Here is a 19,687-nt window from a genome sequence, read left to right as displayed (position 1 = left end):
AGAGGATGCCGGGCATGGACGACGACCCGCTCACCGCCGCGCTGCGGTCGGCGGGCTGCGTGTTCGCCGAGGAGGAGGCCGCGCTGCTGCGGGCCGAGTGCCGCGACCCCGCCGACCTCGATGCCCGGCTCGCCCGCCGGGTGGCGGGCGAGCCCCTGGAGGTCGTGCTGGGCTGGGCCGGGTTCGACGGCCTGCGGGTGCCGGTGGCGCCCGGGGTGTTCGTGCCGCGGCGCCGCTCGCTGCTGCTCGTGGAGGTCGCCGCGACCCTCGCGCGGCCCGGCGACGTCGTCCTCGACCTGTGCTGCGGCACCGGGGCGTTGGCGGCCGCGGTGAGCGGACGGCGTCCCGATGTCGAGGTGTGGGCCGCAGACCTCGATGCCGCGGCCGTGGCCTGCGCCCGCCGACACCTGCCGCCCGAGCGGGTGCTGCACGGCGACCTCTTCGCGCCGCTGCCGCCCGACCTGCGGAGCCGGGTCGGGGTGCTGATCTGCAACGCCCCCTACGTGCCGACCGCGGCGATCGGCGCCATGCCGCCGGAGGCCCGCGACCACGAGGCCCGGCACGCCCTCGACGGCGGCGCCGACGGTCACGAGGTGCACCGCCGGGTGCTCGCTGAGGCGGGTGGGTGGCTGCGATCGGACGGCGTCCTGCTGTTCGAGTGCGCCGACACCCAGGCCGCGACACTCCTCGCGCTCGTCGACGAGGCGGGGCTGGTGCCCGGTCGGCACGAGGCCGACAGCGAGGCCGACAGCGAGGCCGACGGCACGGTCGTCGTCAGCGGCGGTCAGCCCGCCTGACCGCCACCGCCCTTCGCCTTGCCGAAGAGCGCCTCGGCCAGCACCGGGCCGAGCTCGGTGGAGTAGCGGTAGGTGATGTGGTTGCCCTCGTAGGCCACCGGGGTGTCGCCGACGAACGCCGGGCAGCTGCTGCCGCGGCAGAACCACGCCTGGGTGTCGAGGTAGTCGTCGCCGTGCTGGGTGGCCTGACGCTGCTCGATATCGCGGGTCGCGAACCAGTAGGAGCTGATCTGCCCCACGCACTCGGACGGCGCCGCGCCGGGGCCGGCGCAGGTCGTGAGGTTGCCGGTGCCGGGGGGCGGCGCCAGCACCACGGTGCGCTTGGCCAGGCCCTGCACGGCGTCGAGCGTGGCCTTCACCCCGGCCTCGACCTCCGCCGCCTGGGCGGCACCGGTGGCGCCGGAGACGAGCGTGGCGGCGTCCTTGTCGGAGGTGGCGAGGATCAGCAGGTCGGGGCGCAGGTCGCGGATCGTGCCGATCGCCCACTTCCGGTAGGCCGTGCACTCGGGGTAGAGGCTGCCGTCGGACTTGGTGCGGTCGTAGGCCCACGCGGGGCAGTCCTGGAGCGTGAGCTGGTGGATGCGGTAGCCGCGGCCGTCGAGAGCGGCCCGGACGGCGGGCATGTAGGCCATGGCGTAGGAGTCGCCGAACACGACGGCGGTGCGTCGGGCGTCGGCCGGCCCGAACCGGCAGCGCGCGGCGTCGTCCGGCGTCACCGACGCGCAGCCCTGGCGCACCATCGCGGCGTAGAAGTTGGCGATGCCGAGCTGGTCGACCGAGGGGCTCAGGCTCGGGAACCGCTTGAGTCCGAGCGACTGGTCGATGCGGCGCGCGAGGTAGTCGGCCTGGGGCGTCTCGCTGCGGCTGTTCGCCGCCGGCACCATCGGCTGGAGCAGGTCCTCGCCGGGCGCCGAGCCGCGGGGCTGGAGGGCGATCGTCACGATCGCGGCGGCCACCACGGTGCCGATCGCCAGCCAGCGCGAGGTGAGGGAGCCGGCGTCCAGCCAGCCGTCGCGCAGCGCCTGCTTCCACCGGGGCTCGAGCCAGGTGGAGCGACGGATCGGGTCCTCGAGCAGGTGATAGCCGAGCATGGCGAACACCAGGGCGATCAGCGGCGCGAGGACGTCGTAGGCGATCGACCCCGGGTCGAGCTTCTCGGCCAGCAGGATGATCACCGGGAAGTGCCACAGGTAGAGCGAGTAGGAGATGTCGCCCACGTAGCCGGCGACCCGGTTGGTCAGCGGTACCAGCCACGGCTGGTCGGAGCCGGTGCCGGCGGCGAGCACCGCGGCCGTGCTGAGCACCGGCAGCGCTGCCCACGGCGCGGGGAATCCGGGGCCGTCGCTGACGACGACGAGCGAGGCGAGGATGCCGATCAGGCCGGCCCATCCGAGGACGGGGCGCACGCTCATCGGGATCTGCTTCAGCTGCGGCGTCAGCAGCGCCAGCAGCGCACCGACGCCGAGCTCCCAGGCGCGGTCGAAGGTCGAGAAGTAGGCCCAGGTCGGCGAGGTCGAGGTGTGGTGCAGCGAGTACGCGAAGGAGCCGAGGGTGATCACCGAGGTGAGCGCGATCAACGCGACCCGGCGCTCGCGGCGGAAGGCGGCGACCGTCAGCACGATCAGCGTCGGCCACACCAGGTAGAACTGCTCCTCCACGGCCAGCGACCAGAAGTGCTGGAGCGGCGAGGTGACGCCGTCGGTGGCGAAGTAGTCGGTACCGACCGCGGCGAAGTGCCAGTTCGAGGCGAAGAAGAACGCCCACACGGCGTCCGCGGTGATCGTGCGGGCCCGCCCGGCCGGGTAGACCAGCGCACTGGCCACGATCGTGGCGGCGAGCACGAGACAGGCGGCGGGCAGCAGCCGGCGCACGCGGCGCCGGTAGAACGCGAGGTAGCTGATGCGCCCCTTCCGGTCGCGCTCGGCGACCAGCAGGCCGGTGATGAGGAACCCGGAGAGCACGAAGAAGACGTCGACACCCACGAAGCCGCCCACAGGTCGGCCCCAGGCGTGGTCGGCGAGGACGGCGAGGACCGCCAGGGCGCGCAGGCCCTGGATGTCGGCGCGACCAGAGGTGCCCGAGCGACGGAGGGGGGCCGTCGCCCGCTCGAGGAGGGAGGGCATGGGCGAACGATAGGGCCTCGATACCGCTACCAGCAGGGGTATCCGTCCGTTCTGCGGGACAGGTGTCCCGGCGTCCCGGGCCGGCCGGACGCCTATCGGGCAGCCCGGTGGGCCAGACTGGGCCGCGATGAGTGCATCGAAGCGACGCCGCGACCCGATCCGCGAGGCGCACCGCCAGTGGGTGGCCCACGGCTGGGACGACGCCGCCGACGGCATGGCCATGGTGACCTCGGTCGTGCGGGTGCAGCAGCTGCTCATGGAGCGCATCGACGCCGTCCTGCGTCCGCTCGACCTCTCCTTCGCCCGCTACGAGATCCTCCAGCTGCTCTCGTTCTCCTCAGCCGGGCGGATGCCGATGATGCGGCTCGGCTCGCTGCTGCAGGTGCACCCGACCTCGGTCACCAGCGCCGTCGACCGCCTCGAACGCCAGGGCTTCGTCGAGCGGCTGCGCGGCGAGGAGGACCGCCGCGTCGTCCTCGCCTCGATCACCGAGGCCGGCCGCGCGATCGTCGCCGAGGCCACCGCCGGCCTCAACCGCGACGTCTTCGGCGCCCCCGGCCTGCCCGCCGGCGAGGTCGTCGCCCTCACCGCCCTGCTCCAGGATCTGCGGGCGGCGGGCGGGGATCTGGTGGACTGACCGGGGGCCAGTTTCACCGGCCGGCCGGTGAAACTGGCCGCCGGTGTGACGTTCTGCAGGCGAATCGGCCCCGATCACCTGCAGAACGTCACACCACGCGGGACGGCGTCCGCGGACGGCCCCTTCCCCCGGAATACCTGGACGTCCTAGTATCCGATGGTTGGACATCCACGTAAGTCGAGCTACGGAGCCCCATGAGCGAGTCCCTGTACGTCCCGCGTCACCCGCTGCGCCTGGTCACGGCCTCCAGCCTGTTCGACGGGCACGACGCCTCGATCAACATCATGCGGCGCATCTTCCAGAGCCAGGGCGCGGAGGTGATCCACCTCGGTCACAACCGCTCGGTGCAGGAAGTCGTCGACGCCGCGCTCGAGGAGGACGTGCACGGGGTGGCGGTCAGCTCCTACCAGGGCGGCCACGTGGAGTACTTCGAGTACCTCGTGCAGCGGCTGCGCGAGGCCGGCGCGGGCCACGTGAAGGTGGTCGGCGGCGGGGGCGGGGTCATCGTGCCCGAGGAGATCGCCCGGCTGCGCGAGTCCGGCGTCACGATCTTCTCCCCCGAGGACGGCCAGCGCCTGGGCCTCGCGGGCATGGTCAACACCGTCGTCCGCGACTGCGACGCCGACCTGTGGGAGCTCGGCCCGGTCGACGCCGACCGCGTGCTCGCCGGCGACCGCGTCGCGATCGCCCGCGCCATCACCGGTGCGGAGGCCGGCACCCTGCCGGCGTCCATGCTCGAGACCCTGCGCGCCGCACGCGGCCACCGGCCGGTGCTCGGCATCACCGGCACCGGCGGCTCGGGCAAGTCCTCGCTCACCGACGAGCTCGTGCGGCGGCTGCGCGTCGACCAGCAGGACAAGCTGCGCGTGGCGGTCATCGCCGTCGACCCCACCCGCCGCCGCGGCGGCGGCGCCCTGCTCGGCGACCGCATCCGCATGAACAGCCTCGACGGCGACCGCGTGTTCTTCCGCTCGCTGGCCACCCGCGGCGCGCACGAGCTGCCCGACCACCTCGACGACGTCCTCACCGTGATGCGGGCCGCCGGCTTCGACCTGGTGATCGTCGAGACGCCCGGCATCGGCCAGGGCGACGCCGCGATCGTGCCGTTCGTCGACACCTCGCTCTACGTGATGACGCCGGAGTTCGGCGCCGCCTCGCAGCTGGAGAAGATCGACATGCTCGACTTCGCCGACGCGGTGGCGATCAACAAGTTCGAGCGCCGCGGCTCCGAGGACGCCCTGCGCGACGTCGGCCGCCAGCTCGTGCGCAACCGCGAGGCGTTCGGCCAGCAGCCCTCCGACATGCCGGTCTTCGGCACCTCGGCGGCCACCTTCGACGACGACGGCGTCACCGCGCTCTACCAGCACCTGCGCGACCTGCTCGTCGAGAAGGGCCTGCCCGCGGGCGAGGGCACGCTGGCGCCGGTCGGCCACAAGACCTCCACCCGCATCCGCCAGCTCGTGCCGTCGTCCCGCGTGCGCTACCTGGCCGAGATCGCCGACACCGTGCGCGGCTACCACGCGCGGACGGCGGAGCTCGCCGCCGCGGCCCGGCGCGTGCAGCGCCTGGCGGCGGTGGCCGAGGAGCTCACCTCCCGCGAGGAGATCGACGCCCTGCTGGCCGACGCCCGCGCCGACCTGCCCCGCGAGATCCGCGACCAGATCGACGGCTGGCCCGCGCTGGTCGCCGAGTACGCCGCGGCCCCCAAGCGGGAATCGCTCTCGGGCTCGCTGATCCCGAAGGTGTCGCTGCCCCGCTACGAGGACCACGGCGAGCTCGTGCGGTTCTGGCGCGCCGAGAACGTGCCCGGCCGCTACCCCTTCACCGCCGGCGTCTTCCCCTTCAAGCGCGAGGGCGAGGACCCCGCCCGCATGTTCGCCGGCGAGGGCGACCCGGCCCGCACCAACCGCCGCTTCAAGGTGCTCTCCGAGGGCCAGCCGGCCACCCGGCTCTCCACGGCCTTCGACTCCGTCACCCTCTACGGCCGCGACCCCGACGAGCGGCCCGACATCTACGGCAAGGTCGGCACCTCCGGCGTCAGCGTCGCCACCTTGGACGACATGAAGGAGCTCTACGACGGCTTCGACCTGCTGGCGCCCACGACGAGCGTCTCGATGACGATCAACGGCCCCGCGCCGACCGTCCTGGCCTTCTTCCTCAACACCGTGCTCGACCAGGCCCGCGAACGCGGCATCGAGCCCGCCGAGGCGCTGCGCACGGTGCGCGGCACCGTGCAGGCCGACATCCTCAAGGAGGACCAGGGCCAGAACACCTGCCTGTTCTCCACCGAGTTCTCGCTGCGCTGCATGGCCGACATCCAGCAGTGGTTCATCGAGCACGACGTCCGCAACTTCTACTCGGTCTCGATCTCGGGCTATCACATCGCCGAGGCCGGGGCGAACCCCATCAGCCAGCTCGCCTTCACCCTCGCCAACGGCTTCACCTACGTGGAGTCCTACCTGGCGCGCGGCATGGACATCGACGACTTCGCGCCCAACCTGTCGTTCTTCTTCTCCAACGGCATGGACCCCGAGTACTCCGTCATCGGCCGGGTGGCCCGGCGCATCTGGGCGGTGGCGATGAAGGAGAAGTACGGCGCCAACGAGCGCAGCCAGAAGCTGAAGTACCACGTGCAGACCAGCGGCCGGTCGCTGCACGCCCAGGAGATGGACTTCAACGACATCCGCACCACGCTCCAGGCGCTCATCGCGATCTACGACAACGCCAACAGCCTGCACACCAACGCCTACGACGAGGCCGTCACCACCCCGACCGAGGAGTCCGTGCGGCGGGCGCTGGCGATCCAGCTCATCATCAACCGCGAGTGGGGTCTGGCGATGAACGAGAACCCGCTCCAGGGCTCGTTCATCATCGACGAGCTCACCGACCTGGTCGAGGAGGCGGTGCTGGCGGAGTTCGAGCGCATCAACGAGCGCGGCGGCGTCCTCGGGGCGATGGAGACCGGCTACCAGCGCGGTCGCATCCAGGACGAGTCGATGCTCTACGAGCACCGCAAGCACGACGGCTCGCTGCCGATCATCGGCGTCAACACCTTCCGCAACCCGCATGCGGACGACGCCGTCCCCGCGCAGCTCGAGCTCGCGCGCGCCACCGAGGAGGAGAAGGCCTCGCAGCTGCGTCGGGTGCGGGCGTTCCAGGAGACCCACCGCCAGGACGCCGAGGCCGCGCTGGCCCGGCTCAAGGCCGCGGCCACCTCGGGCGAGAACGTCTTCGCCGTCCTCATGGACGCCGCGCGGGTGTGCTCGCTGGGTCAGGTCACCGAGGCGTTCTTCGAGGTCGGGGGCGCCTACCGGCGCAACGTCTGACCCCCTAAGGTCACCCCCGTGACGAACCAGCACCCGAGCTTCGAGCAGCTCGTCGACCTGCCCGCCTACGCCCAGCAGCCCGTGCCCGTGGCCTTCGAGGACAACAACGGCCACCTCAACGTGCGCCACTACCTCGGTATCGGCAGCGAGGGCCTCGACGAGTCGCTCGTGAGCCTGGGCATCCCGCAGAACTGGCCGCTGGTCGCCGGGCACGCGTGCTTCTCCGCCGAGCACCACGTCTGGTACCTCGCCGAGCTGCGCACCGGCGACCGCATGTCGGTGCGCGTGCGGCTGCTGGGCCGTTCGGAGCGGGCCGCGCACGCGCTGGTCTACATCCTCGACGAGACCCACGAGCGGGTGGCGTGCGTCTTCGAGGAGATCTTCCTGCACATCGACCTCAGCGACCGCCGCACCGCCCCGTGGCCCGCCGAGGTCGCCGCGGCGATCGACGAGCGCATCGCCGAGCACGCCGCGCTGCCCTGGGAGCCGGTCACCTCGGGCGCCCTGGCGCTGCGCTGAGGTCCGTCGGGGAGCGGGCGGGCCGAGCAACCCGTTCGCCTCTCCCACCCTCCGCCGCCTAGGGTCGGGGCATCCACGGACCCGACTCGGGAGGTCGTCTCGTGCGCACCCTGACCTATCTCGTCGCCACCAGTCTCGACGGCTTCATCGCCGCACCGGACGGTGATTTCTCAGCGTTCCCGGTCGACGGCGACTCCGTCGCGGCCCACGTGCGCGACCATCCCGACACGATCCCGGCGTTCGCCCACGGCGTGCTCGGCATCGAGCCGACCGGCGCGGAGTTCGACACCGTGCTCATGGGGTGGTCGACCTACGCGGCGGGCTTCGCCGTCACCCGCTCCCCCTACCCGCATCTGCGGCAGATCGTCTTCTCCCGCACCCGTGCCGCCGCCGACGCGGGCGCCGGCGTCGAGGTCGTCGACGCCGACCCGCTCGACGTCGTCCGCGACCTGAAGGCGGGGCCCGGCACGGGCATCTGGCTCTGCGGGGGCGGGCGATTGGCCGGGGCCTTGCTGCCCGCGATCGACGAGCTGGTGCTCAAGATCAATCCGATCGTGTTCGGGCGGGGCATCCCGCTCTTCGGCCCCGACCCCTCGATCGCCGAGGCGCGGGCGTGGAAGCTGGCGGAGTCCGAGCGGTTCGACGACGGCGTCGTCCGGCAACGCCTGGTGGCGGCCTGAGCCCTCGGCCCTCGGCCCTCGACCCTCGACCCTCGACTACGGTCGTCGTGTGCGCGTCGTCAGCCTGGTCCCCTCCATCACCGAGGCGCTGGCCGATCTGCCGGGCGTCGCGCTGGTCGGGGCCACCGACTGGTGCACCCACCCGGCCGACCTCGACGCGCGGGGCGTCGTCCGCGTGCGGGGGACGAAGAACCCCGACCTCGCGGCGATCCGCGCTCTCGCGCCCGATGTGGTGATCGCGAACAAGGAGGAGAACCGCGAGCTCGACGTGCGCCGCCTGCGCGCGGACGGCGTGCGGGTCGAGGTCACCGACATCGCGACCGTGCCCGACGCGATCACGACCTACGAGTCGCTGTGCGACACGGTGCTCGGGGTGGAGCGGCCCGCCTGGCTGGGGCGGGCGGCTGAGCTCTGGTGCGGCGAGCTGCCGCCGGTGACCCGCACGGTGGCGATCCCGATCTGGCGTGATCCGTGGATGGTCGTCGGCGGCGACACCTTCACCTCCGACCTGTGCCGCCGACTCGGCTGGGCCAACGTGTTCGCCGACGCCGAGCGCTACCCGCGGGTCGAGGTGGCCGAGATCGAGGCCCGCCGGCCCGACGTCGTCCTGCTGCCCGACGAGCCCTACGTCTTCACCCCCGACGACGGCCCGGAGGCCTTCGGTGTGCCGACCGAGCACGTGAGCGGGCGGCTGCTCACGTGGTACGGGCCGAGTCTGCTGGAGGCCGCCGGCCTGGCCGGGTGACAGCCCGTTCGGCCAGATTGGTCAGGTGAGTCTGTCGGTTGGTCAGCTCAATCTGAGCTGACCAATGGCAGGAGTCACCGGGCGCCCGGTGACTCCTGACGCCCCCCTCACCCCCCGAACCGCACCACGATCCGCGACCCCGCGGCCACCTCCACCCGCCGCACCAGGACGACGCCGCCGGCACCGGACCCACGGGCCGGCACCGGGACGCCGTCCAGGAGCACCTCGACGAGCCGGTAGCCGGACGGCGTCGCGAGATCGAGGCGGCGCAGGGCAAGTCGGCCGTGGCGCACGATCAGCTCGTCGACCTGCGAGCCGCCGGTGCGGCGTTGCGCGAACGTGCCCCAGGCCGAGCCCGCACTGAAGAACGAGCGATGGTCGTCCGGCGTGAGGCGCGGGGCGAAGCCGATGCGGCCTTGAGTGGCGTCGTAGGAGAACCCTTGGAGCGCCAGCAGGATCGACCAGCTGCCCATCGAGCGGGCGTAGAAGGTGCCGCACTCGCCGTCGCCGAAGGGGTTGCCGCCGCCGTCGCCCATGCCGCATCCGCCGAGGAAGACCTCGCGTCGCAGCCGTCCGTCGACGGTGTCGGAGACGGCGTGCACGAGGCGCAGACCCTCCTCGAGCATCCCGCGTTGCAGGTAGGTGGCGGCCACCTCGTACTGGATCCCGGTCCACATCTCATCGACGTAGCGGGGCTCGTTGCTGGGGCGGCCACCGCGCGGCCAGGCGAACATCTGGAGGCCGGCGTCCTCGGGTTCCACCTCGCGCCGCCACTCCGAGGCGACACCGAAGGGGTCGTCGCCGGTGAGATCCTCGTGGAAGTTGTACCGCCACAGCGCCCGCAGCGAGGAGCGCATGCGGTCCTCGTCGTAGACGCGCCCGAGGTCGAGCTGCCCCGACCACCACTGCCCGAGCAGCATGTCGGCTGCGGTCGCCTGCCCGTAGGCCACGCCGCTGCTCGCCGAGGAAGGCTCCTGGGCGAAGTAGTCGCCGTTCCAGAGCACCCTGTTCTGTCGTCGGGACGCCGTCGCGGCGATCCGGGCGTAGCGGCGCGACGCAGCGTCGTCCCCCACCGCGTCGGCGAACCGGGAGGAGGCCCGCAGTGCCGCGATGTACATGCTGCCCAGCCACGAGCTGGTCGTCGTGAGGCCCTCGTCGACGGTGGTCGGTTGGTCGCCGGTGAGCAGGCCGTCCTCGTCGGGGTCGTTGCGGCTGATGATGTTGTCCATGGCGGCGGCCACCGACGGCCACGACGTGCGCGCCCACCCGCGATCGCCGGTGACGAGCAGGTGCCGGTAGGCGCTCAGCACGACGCCGGTCTGCCCGTCGGTGGAGTAGGTCGGCACCGTGTAGCGGTAGGGGATCGTGCCGTCGCCCTGCTGGGCGCGGAACCACTGGTCGAGCCACATCCGGCCGACCTCGGGCCACAGCCGCGGTCCCGATTGGGCGTACTGCCAGACGTGGGTCGGCATGCCGGTGCAGCAGCCGGTGCCCTCCCAGCCGCCGAAGAACCCGTTGTGCGCCCAGAAGACGGTCGGCGAGCGCAGCATCCCCAGCGGCGCGGTCACCCGATCGAGCACGTACTGGGGCAGCGTGGAGTCGTACATCGTGTCGTGGAAGAGGCGGGTCGCCCTCGTGAGCGCGGGCAGGTGCGCGACGACGTCGGCGTCGACGGCGGCCGCGCTCGGCCACCGGGTCGTGTAGAACTCGCCCTGGCCGCCGAACTCCCGCGGACCGCTGCTCGGCAGCCACCACGAGAACGTCATCGGGAACCGCACGGTCTCCCCCGGCCCGAGCCGCACCGTGTCGGCCAGCGCGCCGTCCACCGTCGTGAGCGGCAGCGGACTGCTCGCCTGCGACGGTCCGGCCACCGTGCCGTCGGCCATGAAGCGCTCCCGCAGGCCGTCGGCGCCGACCCAGCTCGCCGTCCCGGTGGCCGAGGGGCGCAGCAGGGAGAGCTGGAGGCCGCCCTGGCAGCGCACCAGCACCTGCAGCTGCAGCGGGACGCCGTCCAGGCACCCGGTCATCGCCAGGTGCGCCCCGCTCGCGTCGCGCGTGACCACGTTGCGGTTGGTGCCGTAGCCCAGCGCCGTGCGACCGGACGGCGTGGTGCGGCCGTCGAGGCCCACGGCGTTCTGCTGGCTCGCCAGCAGCGAGACCCGCACCGGCCTCTCGGAGGGGTTGCGGACGACGACGGTGGTGATCGCCGTCGGGATCGAGGAGTTCTCGAGGTCGCCGGGGATCGTCGGGGAGAACACCTCCTCGTGCACCTGCACCGGCAACGCCGGGTCGTCGAAGTCGTAGCGGGCCAGCGGGAACTCGCCGCGGAAGGCGACGTCGCGCATCGGGGTGAACCCCGCGACCGGGGTGGATTGCAGGGCGCGGACGACGGGCCGGCCGCCGTCCGATTGCGTCCGCAGGGCCAGGAAGCTGTCGGGCACCATGCCCTCGCGGCGGTCGGGGTAGAAGGTCGTGAACTCGCCGTCGATGTTGAAGATCCACGACAGGTTGCGGGTGCCGTCGCCGAACAGGCGGATGCCGCCGGAGCCGATGGGCCCGACCGGGAACTCGATCGCGGTCGCGTGCCGGCCGCGGTAGACCGGTGTGCGGCCGCGCGAGCGCAGGTCGAGCACGTGCCGCAGGAAGGTGCGCCCCGACTCCGAGACGGTGCCGCCGGGCGCGATCGCGCGCACGCGATAGTAGGTGTCGGCGTCGTCGGGAAGGTCGGGGTCGAGCCACGTCGTCGCGTCGGTGCGACCCAGCACCCGCCCGATCGCCTCGGGGTCGCGCGAGCGCGAGACCACGTAGCGCACCCCGGGTTCGCGGACGGCGTCCCAGCTCACGGTGACGCCGCCGGGGCCGCGGCGTGCTGTGGTGTTCTCCGGCATCGCCGGGAGGTTGACGCGCACGTCGTCGACCGCGATCCAGTTCCACGCGCCGAGCACGCCGCCGTCGACGGCCTGGAGGTGCAGCACCTCGCCCAGATGCGCTCGGAGGTCGACGGTGCGCCGTCTGAACCACTCGCTCTCGCCGCCGACGAGCGTGGCGAGCAGGTGGTCGGCGGCGTCGTACACGCCGAGGTAGGACGACGTCCCGTCGCCGCCGCCGGCCACCAGGGCGGAGATCACCGGCCGTTCGAGCACGAAGTCGGGCGAGCGCAGGCGGCCGAGGTAGGGCGAGGGTCCGGGGCCCAGCGTGGCCCGCAGGTCCATGCCGCGGGTGTTGGCCGGGAGCAGGCCGGTGTAGAGGTCGGCGGCCGGGCCCTCCAGTGTCGTGATGCTCGCGCGGCCCTCGCGGTTCACCGGCACCGAGGTGTGCAGGTGGAAGTGCGGACGGGTGGTGCGCCAGGTGCCGAGGAGCGAGAGGCCCGCGACCCGCCAGCCGTCGGTGCCGTCCTCGAAGCTCCAGTGGATCGGGCCGGTCAGGGCCGCGGCGCGCGGCGCGGACTTCGCCGGGACGACGGCGTCCGCCGAGGCCGGGGCGGTGCCGGTGGCGAGCAGGACGACCGACGCCGTCAGGCTCGCGAGGAGCCGGCGGAGGAGCGCGGGGTGGGAGCGGAGCATGGCGCCTCCAGGGAGCAGGTCGCCCGGACGCTACTCCTCAGCAGGCCGAAATGGTACGAATCTGACTATCTCGTACCACGACTGGCGGGGATTGGTCAGGTGAGTCTGTCGGTTGGTCAGCTCAATTTGAGCTGACCAATGGCAGGAGTCACCGGGCGCCCGGTGACTCCTGACGCCCCCCACGACCGACGGCCCGCCCCCGACAGGGAGCGGGCCGTCGTGGCGTCAGACGATCACCCGATCGCGATCCCGACCCCGTGGTAGAGCGCCCCGGGGTAGCCGGCCAGGTCGGAGACGCCGCCGGCGACGATCGCGTAGTCGACGCCGCGGAAGGTGGCGTAGCGACCCGGGATGACGGCGCGGTAGGTGCCGTTGCCGGTCGGGGTCATGCGCACCGAGCGGAACGCGCGACCGTGGACGGCGTAGCGCAGCACGACCGGTCCGGCCGAGCGGCCGCCGAGCACGACCGCGGTCACCGGGATGGCCCGGCCGGCGACGTCGTCGCGCACCGCGGCGGTGTAGACGATCGGCGTCCGCGAGGAGACCCGGTAGCGGCCGGTGGGTACGCCGAAGAACCGCATCGCCTTGCCGAGCAGGGCGACGGTCTGGTCGGCGCGGGCGCCGTCCCCGAGGTTCCAGCCGAGCGTGAGCGAGCGGAACGACCGGTGCTTGCGGTCGCCGGTCACCGCGACGCCCACGTAGGGCTGGTCGGCGGCCGGGACGACGGTCGCGAGCGCGCTCTTCGGGGCGGTCGCCACGCCGGTGGCCTTGCCGTAGGGCGCGATCGTGGTGCCGAGCGCACCGGCACCGGCCGAGGCCAGACCCGAGAGCCCGAAGAACGGGCGCGCGGGCGCCTGGAGCGCCTCGGCCTTGACGCCGGCCAGGGCGCCGCGGCCGCTGAAGGTCAGCGCCCCGCCCTGGGTGGCGACGTAGGAGGCGTTGCCGGACGGCGTCCGGATGCCGAGGTAGCGCGCGGCGAAGGTCGGGTCGACGACGTTGGAGACGCCGTCGGGCCGGTTGGTGCTGAGCAGCAGCCGCCCGCCCTTGTTGAGGTACGCGGTGAGCGCGGCGATGTCACCGGGGTTGAGCACGCCCAGACCGCGGTCGGTGCCGTTCTCCCAGATGACGGCGCGGTACTTCGCCAGGTCGCGCGCGGTGGGGTGCGCGGAGAAGATCGCGTACGGGACGCCGAGGGCCGCCAGGCCGCCGGCGATCGCGCGCTCGTGGGCGAGGGTCTGGTCGTCGTCGACGATCAGCACGGTCGGGTTCGCGGGGCCGGCCCACAGGCTCGACACCTGGGTCTGGTTGGCCTCGCTGCCCTCGGCGATGCGGTTCGCGGGGTCGACGGTGGCGACGAGACGCACCGCGCCCTCGCCGGTCGGGCGGTAGGAGAACCGCACGGCCTTGCGCTGGTAGGCGCCGAGCTTCACCGTGCGGGTGGCGACGATGCGGCCGGACGCTGAGCCCTCGCGGATCGCGACGGTGACGACGCCGGGCGCCTTGCCGCCGTTGGAGAACACCGGCACCTGGAGGGTGTTGGTGCGACCGGCGGTGAGGCCCGCCGTCCCGCCGGCCTTGTTGGCCGCGCCGGTGATGAAGCCGGGCGAGACGTCGACCTTGCGGCTCAGGTCGAGGACGTCGAGGGTGATGGCGTTGGTGCCGCCGGACTCCACGCTGTGGTCGAGACCGTTGCCGTAGCCCGAGACGTTGGTGAAGGCCCAGCCGGTGGGCTTCTCGGTCCAGTTCGACCAGGTGTCGGCCGAGCCCTGGGTGGTGAAGGCGCTGGCGCCGGTGAACACGACGCGACCGCTCCACTGGCCGCAGGCGGCGAAGTCGCCGACGTTCGCCGTCCACTCACCGGGCGCGGGGGCCTTGACGGTGATCTGCTCGGCGTCGCCGAAGCTGCCGGCGTCGGCCTCCGCGGTGGTGGTGCCGTCGGGCGCGGTGAGCGAGAGCTTGCAGTCGCCGGAGTTCTCGCTGGCCACCGAGACGGTCATGGCGCGGGTGTTCTTGTTCTTGGTCACCGTGAAGGTGGCGCTGCCACCGGCCACCGGCAGCGAGGTGCCGCTGAGCTCGATCGGGTCCTGCGGCTTGCCGCTCTTGGTCGGGACGCCGGGGGGCACCATGCGGGTGCCGGAGGTGATGCCGGTGGCGGCGTTGATGAGGAAGTCGGCCGGGTTGCCGCGGCTGCTGTTGAGCTGGAGCTCCTGGGAGTTGTCGTTCTGGTCGAACTCCTCGAGGTCCATCTGGTAGCGGTTCGGGTCGCTCTGGGCGTCGTTGCCGTGACCGAAGTAGGTGGTCGACTGGCGCCAGTAGTCGAAGTGCCACACCAGCAGGCCGGAGGCGTGCTGGCGGTGGTCGAACATCGAGCCCGACGGGTTCTTGGCGCTCAGCTTGGTGGTGACGGCGTTGCGGCTGACGTTCTCGACGTAGTAGCCCTCGACGATCGACTTCTTCGTCTTCGGGTCGACGGCGAGGCCGTAGACGTCCTCGGCGGTCCAGGTGTGGCCGAGCTTGTCGGTCTCGCCGACGGCGATCTCGTAGGTCGGCACGAGCAGCAGGTTCGGGTCGGCCTTCGCGGCGGTGTAGCCCTTGCTCGGCAGGGCCGTGCGGGGCTTGAGGGTGTAGCCGCGCAGGTCGCCGCGGACGATGGTCGGCTTCACCCAGCCCTGGAAGACCCGGGACGCCGGGTTGAACAGCGTCGGGTTCGAGCCGGCAGGGTCGCCCATGTAGGAGCCGCCGGACATGATGTCGAAGTCGCCGGTGCCGGTGGAGGTGTAGCCGGTGTCGTAGTAGTCGGGCTCACCGAGGGCGTGGCCCATCTCGTGGGCGGCGACGCCGATGGTGAGCGGGTCCTTGAGCGAGCCGCGCTCGGGGATCGTCACGATGCGGTCGACGAAGACGCCGGGGCTGTTGGTCGGGATGCCGAGCTTGAGGGTGCCGGCGGGCAGGCCGAGCGTGCTCTCCGCGGTCTCCGGGAGGCCGAGGGTGGCCTGGAGCGCGTGGGAGTGGGTGTCGCACGCGTTGCTGGTGACGGCGTGGTCGGAGCCGGAGTGGATCATGATCGTGAAGTCGACCTGGCCGTCGCCGTCGTTGTCGTACTTCGCCCAGTCGATGTCGGGGTCGGCGAAGGTCTGCGGCACGGCCTCCACGGCCATGCCGAGCGCGCCGACGCCGCCCACGCCGAGCACGGAGCCCGCGGGGTCGGTGATCTTGAAGTCGCCGTCGGCCGGGCTGCCGTAGTGGCACGGGTCGCCGATGGAGAGCGCGGAGGTGTAGGGGCCGAACACGTCGATCTCGACGAGGAACTGGCCGAAGGAGGCCTCGTAGTAGAACTGCGTGACCGAGCCGTTCGGGTTGCCGCCGAAGCCGTCGAGCAGCTTCTTGAAGTACGCGGCGTCGTGGCCGTCGTGGAACTGCGGCATGGTCTCGCCGGCCGCCTCGTCGTACCAGGTGGCGAGCATCAGGGCCGGCACGTGGAAGACCCGCGGAGCGCCCTTCTTCGCCGCGGTGCGGGCGGCCTCGAGGGCGGCCACGCGCAGTTGCCGGGTGATCGAGGCGCGGGCGGCGAGCTCCTTCGAGGTCACCTTCGTGGCCTGCCGGCCCGCGTGCCGCTCCAGGCCGGACGGCGTCGCGCCGCCGACGCGGGCGCCGAGGACGACCTTCCCGCGGGCGTCGCGGCCGGTGACGTAGCGCCACACGCCGGCGGCGTCGCGGCTCACGCTGTAGCCGTCGGTCTCGAACAGGCCGCCCACCTCGGGGGCCGACATGACCGCGCGGAAGGTGGTGCCGTCGGGCTGACGCAGCACCTGGGCCGGGGCGCCGCCACGACGTCCGGCCTCGACGAGGGCCTCGCGGTCGGCGCGCGCACTCTGGCGGGCGGCGGCGATGCGGGCGGCGTCGACGGACTCGGCCTGGGCCGGCAGCACGGCGAGGCCGCCGAGCAGGCTCAGGCCGGCGACTGCGGCGGCGAGGGACGCGCGGGTTCGGCGCATGAAGGAACTCCTGTGGGGTGAGGACGTCCTCACCGCAACGATTCCCGCCGCCTTCGGGTTACGTGTGAGATCCGACCACGTAGACGTCGGTGGGCCGGGCCCGCCCCCGCAGCAGGACGGCGTCCTCGCCGACGCGCCACGGCGTCCAGTGCGCCGCCTCCTGCGGCGAGGCGGCGGCCACCGTCTCCCCGGCGGCGGCGATCGAGCCGGGTGCCTGCTTGGCCAGGTCGGTGAGCCGGGAGGCGGCGTTCACCGCGTCGCCGATGACGGTGTACTCCAGGCGCCGCGACGTGCCGACGTTGCCGGCCACGGTGGTGCCGGTGAAGACCCCGACGCCGGCCCGGACGCCGGGCTGCTCGACGGCCAGCCGCTCGGCCATCACCCGCGCCGCGGCGAGTGCCCGGCCGGCGTGGTCGGGCAGCTCGACCGGTGCGCCGAAGATCGCCAGCACCGCGTCGCCCATGAACTTGTTGACGATGCCGCCGCGACGGTCGATCTCCTCCACGACGACCTCGAAGAAGCCGTTGAGCAGGTCGACGACCTCGGCGGGGTCGCGGTCGGCGGCCATGGCGGTGGAGCCGAGCAGGTCGACGAACAGCACGCTGACCACCCGCGCCTCGCCGCCGAGCGCGACCTCGCGGTCGACGGCGGCCCGGGCCACCTCGTGGCCGACGTGGCGTCCGAAGAGGTCGCGCAGCCGTTCGCGTTCGCGCAGGCCGGCGACCATCTGGTTGAACCCGCCCTGGAGCTGACCGAGCTCGGTGGCGTCGTAGACGGTCAAGCGCTGGTCGAGGTCGCCGGCCTCGACGTGCTGGAGCGCCCGCCGCACGTCGTCCACCGGCTCGACCACCGAGCGGGCGTTGAGCAGGGTGACGAAGAGGCCGAAGACGAAGGCGATGGCGCTGACGACGAGCAGCACGACGGCGAGGCGGCGCACGCTCACGGTGTTGCCGGCGAGCACGAGGATCGCGGTGAGCATGAGCCCGACGACAGGGGCGCCGGTGCCGAGCAGCCAGAAGGCGACCATCCGGCCGCCGACGCCGAGGCCGCGGCGCTCGCGCAGCATCTGCGGGGCGTCGAGGGCGACGGCCGAGATCGGGCGCAGCGCGAACTCCGCCAGCAGGTAGGCGATCGAGCACACCACGAGCCCGGCCAGGCCGACGGTCAGAGCGGAGGAGATCGCCCGGTCGGGCTGGAGGATCACCGAGAGCGCGGTGAAGAGCAGGGTGCCGCCGGCCCACCAGCCCAGCTGCCACCGCGTGAGCCGCATCGGCACCTCGAGCGCGCGGCGCCGCTCGTCGAGGTCGGGGACGACGCCGCGCTGGAACCACCGCAGCGTGCGCAGGATCTCGCGGGTCGCCACGACGGCGCCCACCACGAGCGCGAACCCGACGTAAACCGGGATCGCGATCGCCAGCGCCAACTGGAGGCCGTCGTCGGTGGGGGTGTCGGGCAGCACCCAGTTGGCGAGGACGGCGACGATGAGCGCGCCGATCGCGTGGGTGGCGAGCAGGAAGACCGTGAGCAGCACCTGGATGCGCACCCGCAGCCGGCGCGGGGACTGGTGGGAGGGACCCAGCAGCCACGACCCGTAGGCCTGCTCGACGCTCACCGCGCTCCTCTCCGGCTCGAGACCGCCGGGGACGGCGCCCGGCAGCGGGATCGTCCCACGGACCTCGGTCCTCGCGCGGCGTGACTGCCTGCGCAGTCGGGCGATTCGCCGTACGGTGGGCTCTCATGGAGCAGGAGGGCATCCCGGAGGACGCCGGGCCCGCCGAGCCGGGGGGCGAAGCAGGAGGCGACGACCTCTTCGAGCGGTGGCTGGCGCACCGCGTGCAGACCGCGGAGGAGGCCGAGGCGCGCCCGCGCACCTTCGGCGTCACCGGCCTGGGTGCGCGCGACCTCACCACCCGCGCACGCTCCACCCGACCCGACCCCGCCGGGGCTGCCGGACCGACGGCACCGCGGCCCGCACCCGAGCGCCCGCCCGTCGGGCTCGAGGAGTGGGAGCCGGTGCTCATGCCCTCGGCCCGCAAGCGGGCGGCGAGCGAGGACGCCGAGCGGCCGCGCCGGCTGCTCGGCCGGCGTCGGCGCGAGGCCGAGGTCCCCGAGACTCGCGAGGTCCCGGAGGCTTCCGAGGTTCCTGAGGCTTCCGAGGCGTCGGTCGTCGAAGCGCCGGTCGTCGAGGCCCCCGTCGTCGACCCCGTCCCGGCGCCGATGCCGGCCCCCGAGCCGGTGGCGGACGTCGTCCCCGAACCGATCGACGCGCCCGAGCCCGAGCCGGTCACCGAGCCCGCACCGGTCCCCGAGACGCCCACCGAGCCCGCGACCCAGGTCCGGGCCGACGACATCGCCGCCCAGGTGATCGCCGCCGTCACCCCGCCCCCGGCACCCCCGGCATCCACCGCAGCGGAGGACGCCGTCGCGACGCCGGCAGCGGAAGCCGAGAGCGCGCCGCCGGAGGAGACCCCGCGCGAGCGCAAGAACCGGCTCGCCCGCGAGCGCCGGGCCCGGGCCCGCGCCGAGCGCGAGGCCGCCGAGCAGTTGGCCCGCGACCAGGAGGCCGAGGACGAGCCCCCGGTCGCCATCGCGCCGCCGCCGCCCCCGCCGCCTGCCCCGAGCCCCGCCCCGGCACCGGTGCGGGACGAGACCCCCGAGGAGACCCTCGCCCCGGTCGCGGCCATCGCACCCGAGGTGCCCGCGGTGCTCCCGCCGTCGAGTCGGGCCACCCCGCCGCCGCGTCCCCGGCGGCGTCCCGAACCGGAGGCCACCCAGCCCGGCCAGCCCGCCGAACCCGCCCAGCCCGCAGCGTCGGCCGAGCCCGCGCCGTGGCGCGCGGTGGCCATCGCACCGTCCGTGCCCGCCGGCGACCTGCCGCCCCAGATCGAGTTCACCCCGCGCACGAAGCTGCGCCGGCTCACCGGCGTCCTGCTCGCGATCGGGGTGGCGGCCACGCTGCTCGCGGGTGCGGAGGCCTACCGCGACGGCACCGACGTCAGCGCCGGCATCGCCCTGGTGCTGGCGGTGCTGACCGCGATCATCTGGGCGGTGCGGGCGGCCTCGCCGGTGGCGCGGCTCTCGATGCACGGCGGCATCCTCGAGGTGCACAGTGCGGCCGGGCGCCACATCTTCGACCTCACCAACCCCTACACGCAGGTGGAGTGCGTCGGTACGCCCGGCGGCCGCGGCTGGCAGGTGCGGTTCCACCGGCGCGCGATGTCGCCGTTCACGATCACCGCGGCGATGGTCGATCCCGACGAGCTGATGCCGGCCCTGCGCTACTACCGCCCCGAGCTGTGAGT

The 19,687-nt window shown here is 73.2% G+C and carries 11 protein-coding genes; 7 read left to right on the top strand and 4 right to left on the bottom strand.

Annotation, left to right across the window (positions count from 1 at the left end; genetic code table 11):
- The first annotated feature begins 14 nt into the window (after nt 1–14).
- Nucleotides 15–797 carry a putative protein N(5)-glutamine methyltransferase gene (locus ABD671_RS21610; RefSeq protein ID WP_344735587.1) on the top strand — a complete coding sequence of 261 codons (783 nt, stop codon included), beginning with the start codon at nt 15–17 and terminating at the stop codon, nt 795–797.
- On the opposite strand, the gene ABD671_RS21605 is transcribed toward ABD671_RS21610, so the two are convergent.
- On the bottom strand, nt 785–2,920 hold the full coding sequence (locus ABD671_RS21605) for an acyltransferase family protein (RefSeq protein WP_344735585.1): 2,136 nt from the start codon (nt 2,918–2,920) through the stop codon (nt 785–787). The two genes, ABD671_RS21610 and ABD671_RS21605, sit on opposite strands and share 13 nt — an antisense overlap.
- A 127-nt stretch (nt 2,921–3,047) precedes the next feature.
- On the opposite strand from ABD671_RS21605, the gene ABD671_RS21600 reads away from it, so the two are divergent.
- The 5 genes from ABD671_RS21600 to ABD671_RS21580 all read left to right on the top strand — a co-directional run bounded on the left by ABD671_RS21600 (nt 3,048) and on the right by ABD671_RS21580 (nt 8,827).
- Nucleotides 3,048–3,557, top strand: a complete 510-nt coding sequence (locus ABD671_RS21600) for a MarR family winged helix-turn-helix transcriptional regulator (RefSeq protein ID WP_344735583.1) — start codon at nt 3,048–3,050, stop codon at nt 3,555–3,557.
- 194 nt (nt 3,558–3,751) lie between these two features.
- Nucleotides 3,752–6,883 (top strand): fused isobutyryl-CoA mutase/GTPase IcmF, encoded by a 3,132-nt coding sequence (icmF, locus tag ABD671_RS21595; protein ID WP_344735582.1) that lies wholly within the window; start codon nt 3,752–3,754, stop codon nt 6,881–6,883.
- Nucleotides 6,884–6,901: 18 nt separating this feature from the next.
- Entirely contained in the window at nt 6,902–7,402 is a 501-nt protein-coding gene (locus ABD671_RS21590; protein WP_344735581.1) for a thioesterase family protein, read from the top strand.
- Between the two features lie 101 nt (nt 7,403–7,503).
- Nucleotides 7,504–8,082, top strand: a complete 579-nt coding sequence (locus tag ABD671_RS21585; protein WP_344735580.1) for a dihydrofolate reductase family protein — start codon at nt 7,504–7,506, stop codon at nt 8,080–8,082.
- 49 nt (nt 8,083–8,131) lie between these two features.
- Nucleotides 8,132–8,827 (top strand): helical backbone metal receptor, encoded by a 696-nt coding sequence (locus ABD671_RS21580; protein WP_344735579.1) that lies wholly within the window; start codon nt 8,132–8,134, stop codon nt 8,825–8,827.
- A 107-nt stretch (nt 8,828–8,934) separates the two neighbouring features.
- On the opposite strand, the gene ABD671_RS21575 is transcribed toward ABD671_RS21580, so the two are convergent.
- From ABD671_RS21575 to ABD671_RS21565, 3 genes are all read right to left on the bottom strand, one after another.
- A complete protein-coding gene (locus ABD671_RS21575; RefSeq protein ID WP_344735578.1) occupies nt 8,935–12,390 on the bottom strand; it encodes a GH116 family glycosyl hydrolase in 3,456 nt (1,151 codons plus the stop codon).
- Nucleotides 12,391–12,623: 233 nt separating this feature from the next.
- Nucleotides 12,624–16,385, bottom strand: a complete 3,762-nt coding sequence (locus tag ABD671_RS21570; RefSeq protein WP_344735577.1) for an immune inhibitor A domain-containing protein — start codon at nt 16,383–16,385, stop codon at nt 12,624–12,626.
- Between the two features lie 58 nt (nt 16,386–16,443).
- A complete protein-coding gene (locus ABD671_RS21565) occupies nt 16,444–17,997 on the bottom strand; it encodes an adenylate/guanylate cyclase domain-containing protein (RefSeq protein WP_344735576.1) in 1,554 nt (517 codons plus the stop codon).
- 125 nt (nt 17,998–18,122) lie between these two features.
- Here ABD671_RS21565 and ABD671_RS21560 point away from each other — a divergent pair, with 125 nt between their 5' ends.
- Nucleotides 18,123–19,685 carry a hypothetical protein gene (locus ABD671_RS21560; RefSeq protein ID WP_344735575.1) on the top strand — a complete coding sequence of 521 codons (1,563 nt, stop codon included), beginning with the start codon at nt 18,123–18,125 and terminating at the stop codon, nt 19,683–19,685.
- Nucleotides 19,686–19,687 lie beyond the last annotated feature (2 nt).

Origin of the sequence: Nocardioides fonticola (assembly GCF_039536805.1) — a bacterium.
Lineage (GTDB): Bacteria > Actinomycetota > Actinomycetes > Propionibacteriales > Nocardioidaceae > Nocardioides > Nocardioides fonticola.
This window is presented reverse-complemented; position numbering and strand designations above follow the sequence as displayed.

Bases quoted from the DNA above. Each gene is read 5' to 3' on its own strand.
- ABD671_RS21610 (WP_344735587.1), top strand. From the start codon at position 15: ATGGACGACGACCCGCTCACCGCCGCGCTGCGGTCGGCGGGCTGCGTG.
- ABD671_RS21605 (WP_344735585.1), bottom strand. From the start codon at position 2,920: ATGCCCTCCCTCCTCGAGCGGGCGACGGCCCCCCTCCGTCGCTCGGGC.
- ABD671_RS21600 (WP_344735583.1), top strand. From the start codon at position 3,048: ATGAGTGCATCGAAGCGACGCCGCGACCCGATCCGCGAGGCGCACCGC.
- icmF (WP_344735582.1), top strand. From the start codon at position 3,752: ATGAGCGAGTCCCTGTACGTCCCGCGTCACCCGCTGCGCCTGGTCACG.
- ABD671_RS21575 (WP_344735578.1), bottom strand. From the start codon at position 12,390: ATGCTCCGCTCCCACCCCGCGCTCCTCCGCCGGCTCCTCGCGAGCCTG.
- ABD671_RS21570 (WP_344735577.1), bottom strand. From the start codon at position 16,385: ATGCGCCGAACCCGCGCGTCCCTCGCCGCCGCAGTCGCCGGCCTGAGC.
- ABD671_RS21560 (WP_344735575.1), top strand. From the start codon at position 18,123: ATGGAGCAGGAGGGCATCCCGGAGGACGCCGGGCCCGCCGAGCCGGGG.